The 12856-nt window shown below is 74.4% G+C and carries 11 protein-coding genes; 4 read left to right on the top strand and 7 right to left on the bottom strand.

Going from position 1 to position 12856, the window contains the following annotated elements; all coding sequences use genetic code 11:
* Nucleotides 1–243: 243 nt before the first annotated feature.
* The 7 genes from ACFZDE_RS04130 to ACFZDE_RS04100 form a co-directional block, all read right to left on the bottom strand.
* The gene (locus ACFZDE_RS04130) at nt 244–1521 is read right to left on the bottom strand and encodes a helix-turn-helix domain-containing protein (protein ID WP_391197154.1); all 1278 of its coding nucleotides are present in this window, start codon (nt 1519–1521) and stop codon (nt 244–246) included.
* A 191-nt stretch (nt 1522–1712) separates the two neighbouring features.
* Entirely contained in the window at nt 1713–2882 is a 1170-nt protein-coding gene (locus tag ACFZDE_RS04125; RefSeq protein WP_391197153.1) for a LuxR C-terminal-related transcriptional regulator, read from the bottom strand.
* A 1203-nt stretch (nt 2883–4085) separates the two neighbouring features.
* Entirely contained in the window at nt 4086–5006 is a 921-nt protein-coding gene (locus ACFZDE_RS04120; RefSeq protein WP_391197151.1) for an alpha/beta hydrolase, read from the bottom strand.
* A 609-nt stretch (nt 5007–5615) separates the two neighbouring features.
* Nucleotides 5616–6179, bottom strand: coding sequence for a snapalysin family zinc-dependent metalloprotease (locus ACFZDE_RS04115; RefSeq protein WP_390990144.1), 564 nt, complete (start codon nt 6177–6179; stop codon nt 5616–5618).
* 320 nt (nt 6180–6499) lie between these two features.
* Nucleotides 6500–7324 carry a hypothetical protein gene (locus ACFZDE_RS04110; RefSeq protein ID WP_391197148.1) on the bottom strand — a complete coding sequence of 275 codons (825 nt, stop codon included), beginning with the start codon at nt 7322–7324 and terminating at the stop codon, nt 6500–6502.
* Nucleotides 7321–7695, bottom strand: a complete 375-nt coding sequence (locus ACFZDE_RS04105) for a TraR/DksA C4-type zinc finger protein (protein WP_390990149.1) — start codon at nt 7693–7695, stop codon at nt 7321–7323. The genes ACFZDE_RS04110 and ACFZDE_RS04105 overlap by 4 nt, the downstream gene beginning before the upstream one ends.
* Nucleotides 7696–7738: 43 nt before the next feature.
* Complete coding sequence (locus ACFZDE_RS04100; RefSeq protein WP_390990152.1) at nt 7739–8050, bottom strand: TraR/DksA C4-type zinc finger protein; 312 nt, start codon at nt 8048–8050, stop codon at nt 7739–7741.
* Nucleotides 8051–8417: 367 nt separating this feature from the next.
* Here ACFZDE_RS04100 and ACFZDE_RS04095 point away from each other — a divergent pair, with 367 nt between their 5' ends.
* From ACFZDE_RS04095 to secD, 4 genes are all read left to right on the top strand, one after another.
* Nucleotides 8418–9371, top strand: coding sequence for a histidine kinase (locus tag ACFZDE_RS04095; protein ID WP_390990155.1), 954 nt, complete (start codon nt 8418–8420; stop codon nt 9369–9371).
* 2 nt (nt 9372–9373) lie between these two features.
* Complete coding sequence (locus ACFZDE_RS04090) at nt 9374–10057, top strand: response regulator (RefSeq protein ID WP_391197146.1); 684 nt, start codon at nt 9374–9376, stop codon at nt 10055–10057.
* A 2-nt stretch (nt 10058–10059) separates the two neighbouring features.
* Nucleotides 10060–10488 (top strand): hypothetical protein, encoded by a 429-nt coding sequence (locus ACFZDE_RS04085; protein ID WP_391197143.1) that lies wholly within the window; start codon nt 10060–10062, stop codon nt 10486–10488.
* 80 nt (nt 10489–10568) lie between these two features.
* Entirely contained in the window at nt 10569–12839 is a 2271-nt protein-coding gene (gene secD, locus ACFZDE_RS04080; RefSeq protein WP_391197140.1) for a protein translocase subunit SecD, read from the top strand.
* The last annotated feature ends 17 nt before the right edge of the window (nt 12840–12856 follow it).

The raw sequence follows: 12856 nt of genomic DNA, 5'->3' as shown, positions 1-12856 counted from the left end.
ACGCTCCCAACGTGGGCGGGCGGGGATTGTGCGGCTGCCCAGGGTGGGGGTGTGCGACCCGGCCGGGGGGGACGGGGGCGACGCCCCGGCCGGGCAGGGGGCGCGCGATGGACTGGCCGGGCAAGGGTGTGTGACGGCCCGGCCGGGCAGGGGTGAGCGCGACGGACTGGCCGGGCAGGGGGGGTGCGGCCCGGCCCGGCCCGGCCGGTGGGAGGGTCGTGTGGCTGCCCGAGGAGCGGGCGGTCAGCCGCGCGGGAGTCGGCGCGCCGTCAGGGCGAGGCTGATCTCCACCACGTCGTGCGGGCGGGCCAGGGAACGGCCGATGAGCTGCTCGCAGCGGCGCAGCCGGTTCAGGACGGTGTTGCGGTGGCAGTACAGCCGTTCACCGGCGCGCTGGGCGGAACCTTCGCAGGCGAACCAGGCGGCCAGGGTGTCCAGCAGTACGTCGCGGTCGGCCGGTTCCAGGCGGAGCAGGGGGCCGAGCACCCGCTCGGTGAGGGTCGCGCCGAGCTCCGGGCAGGAGACGACCAGCGCCGCGGGGAGGTGTTCGGTGAGCCGGACCGTGCCGCCCTCCGGTGGGCAGATGCTCAGCGCCAGGTCGGCCAGGCGCCGGGCGTCGCCGACAGCGGCGAGCCCGGTCACGGCGCTGCCGACACCGACCCGGCGGCCGGCCGGGGCGTCACCGGTCAGGCCCAGGGCCGCGAGGGGGTCCCGGTCGCCCTTCCCGTCACTCTCGTCGTCCTCGCTGCCGACCAGGACGATGCCGTGGGCCACGTCCACTCCCGAGTGGAGGAACACGGTGCCCCCGGGCGGGGGCTCGTGCGGCGGGCCGCCGGAGATCGCGACGACGACGTACCGGCCGTGCTCGGGCAGTCCAAGCCGCTCGGCGGTCTCGGGCAGGTCCGCGATCCGGCTCGTGCCGTCCAGCAGGGCCGCGGCCAGCAGACGCACCCTGTTCTCGCGCCGCCAGGCGAGCTGCCGCTCGGCCTGCCGGTAGGCGTCCGCGACGAGGGTGCAGTGCTCGTCGACGAAGTTCCACACGTCGGTGGCCACGTGCACCAGCAGCCGGATGTCCTCGGGCTCCGAGCGGGTGGTCTCCTCGACCAGCCGCTGCCACACCAGCGACCCGCCCAGCCGGAACGCGTGCAGCAGGGCGTCCAGCGGCAGTCCCTGCTCGGCCCGGGCGACACCGATCCGCCAGGTGCAGCGGTGGGCGGCCTCACGGGTGCCGCGCGGGTCGAGCAGCGAGGTCACGCTGTGCCGCAGCGAGCGGTGCACCTCCTGCCAGGTCCCGGCGTGGTCGCTGTCCAGCGCGGTCCGGTACGCCGGTTCCTGCTCGCGCAGGACCGCCAGCAACCGGTCGGTCAGGTCCGGCAGGTCGTCCAGCAGGACGCGGGCGGCCCGGTGCAGGACGCGCAGCGCGTCGGCGTCGATCAGCGACCGGATCCGTCGTGCCCGCGGCCGCGGACCGGGTGCCGGCCCGGCGCGGAACGTCGTACGTGTGCGTGCGGCAGGATGCATGGCGGTCCTCCCCCGACTTCGGCCTCCCGGCGGCCCCCGGCGCCGTCCGGGCGCGGCGGCGTCCGGCGGGTGCGTGGCCCGTACGGCCGTCGTCACCCGTGTGACGCTGCTTCGAAGGATGACATACCGTCTGGTCGGTCCCCAGGGGTCTGCGGGGTCTTCTCGGTGCGGTCGCCGAGAATTCCGGGGGCTCAGCGCTGCTCTTGGTCGACCATGCGGGCCAGTTCGACGCGGGAGCGCACGCCGAGGGCGGCGAAGACGTTGCGCAGGTGGTAGTCGACCGTGCGGGTGCTGACGGCGAGCCGCTGGGCCACCTCCCGGTTGGTGGCGCCCTCGGCCACATGGCGTGCGATGCGCAGTTGCTGCGGCGTCAGCACCGACAGCCCCGTGACGGGCTCCTTGCCGGACAGGGCGCCGTTGGCGCGCAGTTCACCCCGGGCCTGATCGGCCCAGGCTCCGGCTCCGCAGCGGTCGAAGCCCACCAGGGCGGCTCCGAGCAGGCCGCGCGCCTCCCGCAGCCTGCGCCGACGCCGTAGCCACCGGCCGTACAGGAGCTCGGTGCGGGCCCGCTCGAAGTCGCCGCTGGACTCGTCGTGCAGGGCGAGTGCCCGCAGGTAGAGGCCGTCCGCTTCGCGGTCGTCCGTGGCGAGCAGGGCCCGGCAGCGGGCGTACTGGGCCGGGGCGTGCGGATCGGCACCGAAGGCGGCCCACCGCCCGAGGCCGGCGACGACGCCCCACGCCTCCTGGGGCTGCCCGGCCAGAACGGTGGACTCCACGAAGCAGGGCACGGCGAGCATCCAGACCGCGAAGTGACCGCGCCGGGGGCCGGGGCCGACGAGGGGGCCGAGCCGGTCGGCGGCGTCCAGGGGACGGCCGCGGGCCAGGTCGGCGCGGGCGGTCGCCCACTCCGCCAGGGTCGCCGCCTGCGCCAGGCCGTGGCGGCGGGCGGTGGCCAGAGCGGCGGAGGCGTACCCGGCGACCGCGGCGGTGTCCCCCTCGATCGACGCGGCCAGGGCGAGCATCGCGTGGTGGCTCGCCGCGGTGTTGCGGTAACCGGCCATGACCGCGGCGCGTACACCCTCCTCGGCGTGGGCGCGCGCCTGCGCATGACGGCCGGCGCGCAGTTCGCCGTAGGCGAGGTACTCCAGGGCGCGTGCTTCCAGGGCGGCGGATTCCGTGGTCCGGGCTGCCGCGAGGGCGCGGGCCCCGGCGGTGCGGGCGGCGTGCACGTCCCCGAGCAGCAGGGCCGACGCCGCAGCGCGCAGCAACCGCTCCGGACGGTCGTCGCGGCGGGCCCGGTCCAGTACGCGCCGCAGGGGCCCGGCGGCGTACTCCGGCTGCCGGGCCAACAGGGCGCGCATACCGTCCCGGTAATCACGGAGAAGCGGATCACGGATCCACCCGCCCGGCCTGGGAGCGGAGGCGGGGCCTGGTCCGGGGGCGGCACCGGGTCCGGGGGCGGCACCGGGTGCGGGGGCAGAGCCCGGCCCACCCGGCCCGGAGGCTGGGACCGGTCCTGAGGTGGAGGCGGAGCCTGAACCCGAGGCGGAGCCCTGCCCGAGGGCGGAGGCGGAGGCGATGCCTGGTCCTGAGGCGGAGACACGGCCTGATCCGGAAGCGGAGCCTGACCCGGGGGCGGAGCCCGGTCCGGAGGCGGAGGCAGAGGCGGCACCGGGTCCGGGGGCGGAGCCCGGCCCACCCGGCCCGGAGGCTGGGCCCGGTCCGGAGGCGGAGGCAGAGGCGGCGCCGGATCCGCAGGTGGAGGCACGGCCCGATCCGGCGGCGGAGCCCGGCACGAGGGCCGCGGCAGAGCCCGGGCCAGGGGTCGCGGCAGAGCCCGGGCCGGGGGGCGCGGCAGAGTCCGGGCCGGGGGCCGGGTGCAGGTCGGGGGTGGGCTGTTGGGGTTGGTCGGCGGCGGAGTCTCTCGCAGGCGCAGGGCCCTCACCTGTCCCCGGGGCACCGCCCTCGGTGGCGCGGAGCCCGGCGGCGGGGCGGCCGTCCGCCGGCCCTGCTGCGTCCGGGCCGTCGAGGGTGGCCAGACAGGCCGTCACGTCGCCGGCCGCCCAGGCGGCGTCCGCCGCGCCGAGGTGTGCGGCCTCGGCGGTCTCCGGAGCGTCGGCTGCCAGCAGGGACGCGGCCAGCAGCAGGGTCTCGCGCGCGTCACCCACGGGCCCGTCGAACAACTGACGCCTGCCGCGCGCGAGTTCGGCACGGGCCCGGGCCTCGGTGGCCGACAGGCCGAGCTCTCGGCCGTTCCGGCTCCCCGCCCGGGAAACCGTACGCACCCTGCTGCTGTCTCCCGTCATCCCACGGAGGCTACTTGCGCGTAGGAAGGACCGGAAGGCTCTCGTCCGCGCACTCCGGCACGCAAACCCCTGGCTTCACCTGGGCGTTGACCGGGCCCGGCCGGTGGGGGGATTGTGCGGCGGCCCAACGGACGGCCGCTCGGGCAGTGCCCGGTCACGCCACCGGCGGCGGACGCGGTCTCGCGTGCGTCCGCCGCCGTGCCCCCGTTCACCGGACCCCGACCGCCGCGGCCCCCGTGGCCCGGTGTGCGGAACGGGTCAGGAACCGTGCGGGCAGTTGCCCCGGTACTCCTCGATGGTCAGGCTCGGCCGGGGCAGCGGGCACAGGAACTGCTCGTAGCGGGTGTCGTTGTCGATGAATCGCTTGAGCCAGGAAATGCTGTACTTCGCGATCGTCGTGTTCGACGAGTTGGGCGTGAAGTGGGTCGCGGAGTTCAGCTCCAGGTAGCCCCGGTCCAGCGAGGACGACAGGCTCGTGTAGAACGGTTCGGCGTGCGAGGCGACCGGGGCGATGGAGTCGCCGTCGGCGCCGAAGATCAGGGTCGGGGTGGTGACCTCGGGCCAGGTCTTGTCGAGGTTCCACGGCGTCAGCGGGATCGCCGCCTGAAGGGCCGGACGCGACTTGGCGGCTTCCAGGCTGCCGCCACCGCCCATCGAGTGCCCCATGACGCCGAGGCGGCTCGCGTCGACGCGGGTGCGGACCGAGCTGCGCTCGGTGAGGTGGTCGAGGGCGGCCAGCAACTGACGGCCCCGGGAGTCGGGCTGGTCCAGCGTGGTGAGCGTGTCGATGGTGAACACGACGAACCCCTGCGAGGCCAGGCGCGGTCCGAGCCAGGCGATGGACGACTGGTAGGCGGTGTAGCCGGGCGAGATGGCCACGGCGCCGAAGGTGCCGTCACTGGTGGACGTCGGGTAGTAGATCGTGCCGCCACCGAATCCGATGGCGGACAGCGAGGAGACGGTGGTCTGCGACACGGCGTACGGACCGCGCGACGCCTCGATGGAAGCGGTGGTGGGGGCCGGACCGCGCTCGTAGGGGTTGTCCGCGGCGTGGGCCCCCGGGCCGGCCAGGGGGCCCAGGGCCACGGCGAGGGCGAGTGCGGCGGTGGCTCCGGCGAGGCGTCCGGACCTGCGCCCGCGGGCGCGGGTCGGTGCGTCGGTGTGGGGGTTGAGGTGCACGACGAGTCGTCCTCTCTGTCGTGGCGATGGGCCGTTCCACGGGCACGCGGGACCTGGGGCGTCTGCCGCGTGCCCGCGGTCGGGCACCGCCGTTGGGCTGGCCGTGCCACTGTCGGGGACCGGGCGTCGCGCGCGGACCGGCAATGTCACCGGTCTTGGGCAACGCCTGTGAGAGTGCGCGCCCTTGGCGGAGAGGCGGTGGTCGTGGCCGGGCCTCATGTGTCAGACGGTGGTGCCGGCCGCCGTGCGGGAGGGCCGGCCATGGTCCGGGTCGAGGACGTCGCCGACCGGGCCCGTCCGCCACGGACTCGCGGCGGACGCGCCGGTCGGTCCCCGCCGCGGCGGCCGGATCGGTCGGCCCCGCGGCGGGTCGGTCGGCCCGGTCGGCCCCGCAGCGGAGGTCGCTCCCCGGGGCGTCGGCAGCACATGCGGCATCCGGTGCAGCCGCGGCAGCCGACAGTTCGCCACGGGCAGCCGCCAGTTCGCCGCGGCACGGCACGGCACGGTGACCGTGCCGACTGGGGAACCGTCACGGCTCGCCGCCCTACCGATCGGCGGCGAGCGATCCGACGTCGGCGCGCGGGGTCTTCACGCGTGAAGCGACACGCGTCAGTCCACGATCACCCCCGTACGCATCTCCCGGGCCCGACCCGCGAGTTCACCGCCGAAGTTGCCCTCGACCTCCGCCTTCTCGGCCGCGTCCGGGTACGGGTTCGTGCACGCGGTTCCCGCGGTGGAACCGGACATCAGACTGGAGCACGGCCCGGGCTTGCGGTCCGGCAGACCCAGGATGTGCCCAAGTTCGTGGGACGAGATGCGGACCGTGTTGTAGCCCTGGTCGACGGCCTGGCGCCCGATGTACACGGTGCCGTTGCCCAGGGTGGTGGGCAGGGCGCGCGGCCAGCCGTTGTCCGCGAGGACCCGGATGTTCGCGCGCTGACCGGCGGCGACCGGCCGCAGTTCGACGGCGTCGACGCTCTCGTTCCAGATCGCCGCGCCCCGGTCGACGGCGCTCTTGAACTCGGCTGAGCCACTGGCGTCGTAGGTCACGACGCGGGCGGCCAGAGGGGCGTCCGGGGCCTGGGGAGCGGCGGACGCGACCTGTCCACCCGTCAGGGGCAGGGACATCAGAAGGGCAGCGGCGGCGCTGCCGGTCAGCAGACGGACGTGCATGATCGACCTCCTTGTGGGGGAAGAGGGGTCGTGCTCATGACATTCTCTAGCCCCTTGCCCAACCGGGTCATCATTGAATCCGTCAACCGGAGTACACCGACGGCCGACTCGCCCCCGGCCCCGCGGCACCGGACTGGGGCGAACCATGTGCGAGCGGTGTCATGACCGCGAGGCGATCGGTGCCCCCCTCGCCGGCCTGGCGGGCGCTGCCGGACGAGGGAGTCGACGCGATCGTCGTACATCCGGACCCCAGGCTGCGGTCGGCGTTCGCCGCGAACCCCTCGGCGACACCGACGACACCGTACGCCGGGGCGACTGTCCTACTGGGGGCCGGCGAAGGGCGGGAAGGCCGTGGCGGCCGAGGGGTGGCCGTGTGCGGCCTGGAGGAACGTGGCGGCGCCGCGGACCGCCGCGGTGTGCGGGGCCGGGACGATGCGCAGCGGCGCCTTGAGGCGAGCCGAGAGGGGGTGGGTGATGTCCGGGTGCAGGGCTCCCCCGCCGGCCAGGAGGAGGCCGCGCCGCAGGGCTTCGGCGGTGAGCGAGGTGCGGTCCTGGCGGCGCATCGCCGTCAGCATCGCGGCCACCGCCTCGACGAGTTGCCCGGGCGTGGTCGTCTCGTCGAGGTCGCTGGTGCCCAGGGCCGTGCGGTGCGCGTCGGTGACGGCGCCGTCGCACAGCAGGACCGCTTCGGTGAGATGGGCGCCGATGTCCACCACCACCAGCGGCCCGGACAGGTCCGCGTCGGCGGCCAGGGCGATGCTCCGGGCGCTGGGCACGGTGAGGACGCTGCGCGGCCGAAGCACCTCGACGGCGGCGCGGGCCCGGGTGCGGTAGGCGACGCCGTCCAGGACCGGAGTGGTGACGATGACCATGGGCCGGGTGAAGCGGGGCAACCGGTGGCCGAGCAGACGCTCCAGCATCCGGGAACACCCCGCGGTGTCGATGATGGTCCCGCGCTGCACGGGGTGGATCGCACCGGCGCCGGGGAAGGTGACGGTGGGCACGTCGACGACCGTGCCCTTGCCGGCGAGCCAGACGCGGGTGCGGGCGCTGCCCATGTCCAGCGCGACGCCGCAGCAGCGCCGGCACAGGGGCCACGGCCGGTGCCGGGCGACGTCCCCGGACAGGTTGGGGGCGTCGGTCATGGCTGTGCCTCCTTGACCTGCTGGCAGCGGGCGCAGTAGCGGGCCTGCGGCACGATCATGAGGCGTTCCCGTTCCACCGGGCGACGGCACAGGTGGCAGGTGCCGTAGGAGCCTTCGTTCATGCGGGTGAGGGCTGCTTCGACGTCGGTGAGCACCATGCGGGCGGAGGCGGCGAGTTTGACACGGACCTCGATCTGCGCGGCGGCCCGCTGCCGGATCCGGTCCTCGGCCCGGGAGGTGACCGGTCCGGCGAGCATGCGCAGTTGCTCCTGGCGGAACAGTCGCTGCTCGTGGAGGTTCTCGCGCAGCGCCGCGAGGTCCTCGGCCGACAGCTGCGTCGTGCTCTCGTCGATGGTCTGGTGGTTCACCATGTCACCCCTTTGCGGCAGGGCGTAGGAGGCCGATACAGGAGGGTCAGGCGGTGCGCCGCTGGCAGGCGACGCAGTGGCGGGTGTAGGGCAGGATCTCGAGCCGCTCGGCGGGAACGGGCTTGGCGCAGCCCACGCAGATGCCGTAGCTGCCGTCGTCGATGCGGGCGAAGGCTTCCTCGATCTCTTCGAGGACCCGTTCCATCGCGGTCCTCTGCACGGACCGCAGGTGGTCGTCCGCGCCTTGCTCGGTCTCGTCGAGGGCACGCAGCTGGGCCAGCCGGGAGGTGCGGGCGTGCGCCAGGCGCCTGCGGGCCTCGTGGGGGTGGGGTTCGGCCCGGGTGACATCCAGCGGCATGGTCGTTTCCCTTTCTCGGCGGCGTACGGCGGGTCGGTCATGCGCGGCGGGCGGCCCGGCGGGGTCGCCGGGCCGCCCGTGCGCTGCCGGGTGGTCGTGTGTTCTCCACCCTGGCCGGTCGCGCGGCGGAAACCCATCGGGCGCGGGCCCCATTCGCACCGGGTCGAGGGACCCATACGGCCGCGCCGTGGGTGCGTGGTGCCCGCCGAAATGGGGACCAGGTCCCATGGACGAGAGGCGCGGTGGGGGGACAGTGTGAACGTCGGCTTGCCCATGTGCCCGTGCCGCGTACGCGGTCCGGCTCCGCGATGGCCGACAGTGGAGGTGAGACCGAGCTTGTAGAAGGAGAAGGGGAGGCGCAGGGACTGTGTCCTTGTTCTGGCGGATCTTCGCCCTCAACGCCGTGGTACTGGGCATGGCCACGGCGCTGCTGCTGTGGGCTCCGGTGACCGTCTCCGTGCCGGTGCTGCTGACCGAGGCCATCATCCTGGTCGGTGGTCTGGCCGTCATGCTCGTCGCGAACGCCGCGCTGCTGCGGCTCGGGCTGGCCCCGCTGGACCGGCTCACCAAGCTGATGACCACCGTGGACCTGCTGCGTCCCGGTCAGCGTCTGCCCGCTTCCGGTGCCGGTGGCGTCGCCGAGGTGATCCGCGCGTTCAACGCCATGCTGGAGCGGCTGGAGCAGGAGAGGGTCGCCAGCAGCGCCCGGGCCCTGCTGGCCCAGGAGGCGGAGCGCCGGCGCATCGCCCAGGAGCTGCACGACGAGGTCGGCCAGAGCATGACCGCCATCCTGCTGGGGCTCAAGCGCTCGGCGGACGACGCGCCGGAGCCGCTGCGCGAGGAACTGCAGGAGTTGCAGGAGATCACCCGGGAGAGCCTGGACGAGGTCCGTCGTCTGGTGCGCCGGCTGCGGCCCGGGGTGCTGGACGATCTGGGCCTGGTGAGCGCGCTGACCTCGCTCACCGAGGACTTCGCCACCCACACCAGGCTGTCGGTCACGCGCCGCTTCGACGCCGCTCTGCCCGCTCTCGCGCCGGAGACGGAGCTGGTCCTCTACCGCGTCGCCCAGGAATCGCTGACCAACGTCGCCCGCCACGCGGACGCCGGGCGGGTCACGGTCGCGCTGAGCCGTGCCGACGACAGCGTGGTGCTGACGGTGACCGACGACGGCAGCGGTATCGGGGCGCCCCGCGAAGGCGCCGGCATCCGTGGTATGCGTGAGCGGGCCCTGCTCGTGGAAGGCAGCCTGGAGATCACCCCGGCACCGCACGCCGGCACCCGCGTCCAGCTCACCGCGCCCGTTGCAAGGAAGCAGCCCTGACGATGCCCGACACGACCCCGCCCGCCCCGACGACGGCGCAGCCGATCCGCATCCTGCTCGCCGACGACCATGCACTGGTCCGGCGCGGTGTGCGGCTCATCCTCGACCAGCAACCGGACCTCGAAGTGGTCGCCGAGGCCGGTGACGGGGCCGAGGCCATCGAGCTGGCCCGCACCGGCGAGATCGACCTGGCCGTGCTCGACATCGCCATGCCGCGCCTGACCGGACTCCAGGCAGCCCGCGAACTGGCCGCCCTCAAGCCGGGCCTGCGGATCCTGATGCTCACCATGCACGACAACGAGCAGTACTTCTTCCAGGCTCTCAAGGCGGGCGCGAGCGGGTACGTGCTGAAGTCCGTGGCCGACCGGGACCTGGTCGCCGCCTGCCGGGCCGCGATGCGCGACGAGCCCTTCCTGTACCCCGGCGCGATCACCGCTCTGATCCGCAACTACCTCGACCGGGCCCGGCACGGGGACGAGACGCCCGAGCAGATCCTCACCCCCCGCGAGGAGGAGGTTCTCAAGCTGGTCGCCGAGGGCCATTCGTCCAAGGAGATCGCGGACCTGCTGTTCATCAGCGTCAAGACCGTCCAGCGCCACCGCGCCAACCTGCTGCAGAAGCTCGGCCTGCGTGACCGCCTCGACCTGACCCGCTACGCCATCCGCGCCGGCCTGATCGAGCCCTGACGGTGCACCACGCCAGGCGCTCGGCGCCCGCCACCGGCACCCCCCGGCGCTCCTCCCGCGTCGCCGCCGTACTGGCGGTCGTCGTGCTGGCGCTGGTGACCACACTCGGCGGTGTCACCCCCGGGCCCGGCGCATCGGGCGCGGGGCCGGCGGCCGCACCCGTGGCGGCGGACCATCACCGGTACGACGGGACACGCGCCGACGACGGATGCGACGCCGTCCGCGTCGTCCGGGCGGCCATGCGCCACGACCACCCGCCCGGTGAGCACCCGGCCCCGCGTGCGCACCTCGGCACCTGCGGCCGGGGCACGCTTGCCGCCCCGGGTCCGGTTCCGGGCCCGTACGCCGCGCGGACCGGGCACGTGCCGTCCGCACAGCCGCCCGCGGCCCAGGACCAGGAGCGGGCGCCCCCGCTGTTCTCCGGCATCTGACGTCTCTTCCCTGCTCCCTTCACCCGCCCCGCGGCGGCCCGCGACGGCCGCCGCCGTGGCGTGCCTGCCGGAGGCTCCCGTTGAACCGTTCCCTGCGCGTGAGGGCGCTGCTCGCCCTCGCCGTGCTCGCCCTGTCCCTGTACATCGCCGCCACCGTGCCGGTCCGGCTCGGACTGGACCTGCGCGGCGGAACGCAGATCGTGCTCGAGACCCGCTCCACCCCGACCACCGACGCCGACAGCGCGGCCACCGACCGCACCCTTGAGGTCCTGCGCGGCCGTATCGACGCGCTCGGCGTCGCCGAACCCACCCTGGTGCGCTCCGGCGACCACCGGATCATCGTCGAACTGCCCGGTGTGCAGGACCCGAAGAAGGCCGCCGCCGTCCTGGGCCGTACCGCGCAGCTCACCTTCCACCCGGTGCTCGGTGCCGCGGACGAAGCCGACGGCACCTCCCGGCCCCAGCCGAAACGGCCCCGGGAGCACGTCCTGCCCGACGAGTCGGGCACGCCGCTGCGCCTCGGGCCCGCTTCCCTGACCGGCGAGGACGTCAAGGAGGCCGCCGCCCGGTTCGACCAGCAGGGCGGTGCCGGATGGCACGTCACCGTCGGTTTCGAGGGCGCCGGTCGCGCCGGCTGGGCCGACCTGACCGGTGCGGCCGCCTGCAAGGCTCCGGGCGATCCGGCACGGCGGGTCGCGATCGTCCTCGACGACAAGGTCATCTCCTCCCCGCAGGTCGACCCGTCCCTCACCTGCGGGACCGGCATCCGCGACGGCGCCACGCAGATCACGGGCTCCTTCGGCCCCGAGGAGGCCCGCGAACTCTCGCTGCTCATCAACGGCGGTGCCCTGCCCGTGCCCGTCGAGACCGTCGAGCAGCGCACCGTCGGCCCCACCCTCGGCGCGCAGGCCATCACCGCCAGCGCCTGGGCCGCGGCCATCGGCACCGCACTGACCTCGCTGTTCATCATCGTCGTGTACCGGCTGATGGGCGGCCTGGCCGCCTTGGCGCTGGCCTGTTACGGCCTGGTCTCCTACGCCGCCCTGGCCGCTGTCGGCGCCACCCTGACGCTGCCGGGCCTGGCCGGTTTCGTGCTGGCCATCGGCATGGCGGTCGACGCCAATGTGCTGGTCTTCGAGCGGGCGCGCGAGGAGTACGCCGTGCGCCGCCGGCCCAGCATCCGCTCGTCGCTCGCGGCTGGCTTCCGCAACGCCTTCAGCGCGATCGCCGACTCCAACATCACCACGCTGATCGCGGCCGCCCTGCTGTTCTTCCTCGCGTCCGGGCCCGTGCGGGGCTTCGGCGTCACCCTCGGCATCGGAGTGCTCGCCTCGATGTTCAGCGCCCTGGTCGTAAGCCGGGTGCTCGCCGAGTTCGCCGCGAGCCGCCCCGGCGTGCGGCGCCGCCCCCGTCTCACCGGTATCGCCACCATCGGCGCGGTCCGCGAGCGCCTCACCCGTCGCAACCCGCGCCTGATGCGCCGCCCGCGCCGCTGGCTGGTCACCTCCGCGGCGGTGCTGGCGCTGGCCGGTTCGGGCATCGTGGTGCGAGGCGTCGACCTCGGTGTGGAGTTCACCGGGGGCCGTCTCATCGAGTACACCACCAGTGCCCCCGTAGATCCCGGCCGGGTCCGTACCGCGCTCGCCGACGCCGGATTTCCCCGGGCGGTCGTGCAGTCCTCCGGCGAGACGGGTCTGACGGTGCGTACGGATCCGCTGACCGACGCCGAGGAGGCCGAGGTCACCGGCGCCCTGCGAGACCTCGACCGCGGGGCGGACAAGGTCCGCGACGAACTGATCGGCCCCAGCCTGGGCAAGGAACTGCGCCAGGGTGCCCTGATCGCGCTGGCGGTGGCCCTCGGCGCGCAGTTCGTCTACCTCGCGGCACGCTTCCGCTGGATGCTGGGCTCGGCCGCGGTCGTCGCCCTCCTCCACGACGTGGTCATCCTGCTGGGGGTCTTCGCCTGGCTCGGCAAGCCGGTCGACGGGGTGTTCCTGGCAGCCCTGCTCACCGTCATCGGCTACTCCGTCAACGACTCCGTCGTCCTGTTCGACCGCGTCCGGGAACTGACCCGGCGGGACCCGGGTTCGCCGTTCGCCGGCACCGTCGACCAGGCGATCCTGCAGACCTTGCCCCGCACGGTGAACACCGGCATGGGCGCGGCGTTCATGCTCACCGCCCTCGCCGTGCTGGGCGGTTCCTCGCTCACGGACTTCGCCCTGGCCCTGCTCGTCGGCCTCGCCGTCGGGACGTACTCGTCGGTGTTCACCGCGGCCCCCGTCGCCATCGGGCTGCACCACCGCTTCCGGCCCACCGAGCCGTCCCGGGAGGGCGGAGCCGTCATGAAGTGAGTCGGTGCCGGGTCCTG

The sequence above is a fragment of the Streptomyces sp. NPDC007929 genome, assembly GCF_042959065.1.
Classification (GTDB): Bacteria; Actinomycetota; Actinomycetes; order Streptomycetales; family Streptomycetaceae; genus Streptomyces.
The sequence above is the reverse complement of the archived record's forward strand: the minus strand, read 5'-3'. Positions and strand labels throughout refer to the sequence as shown.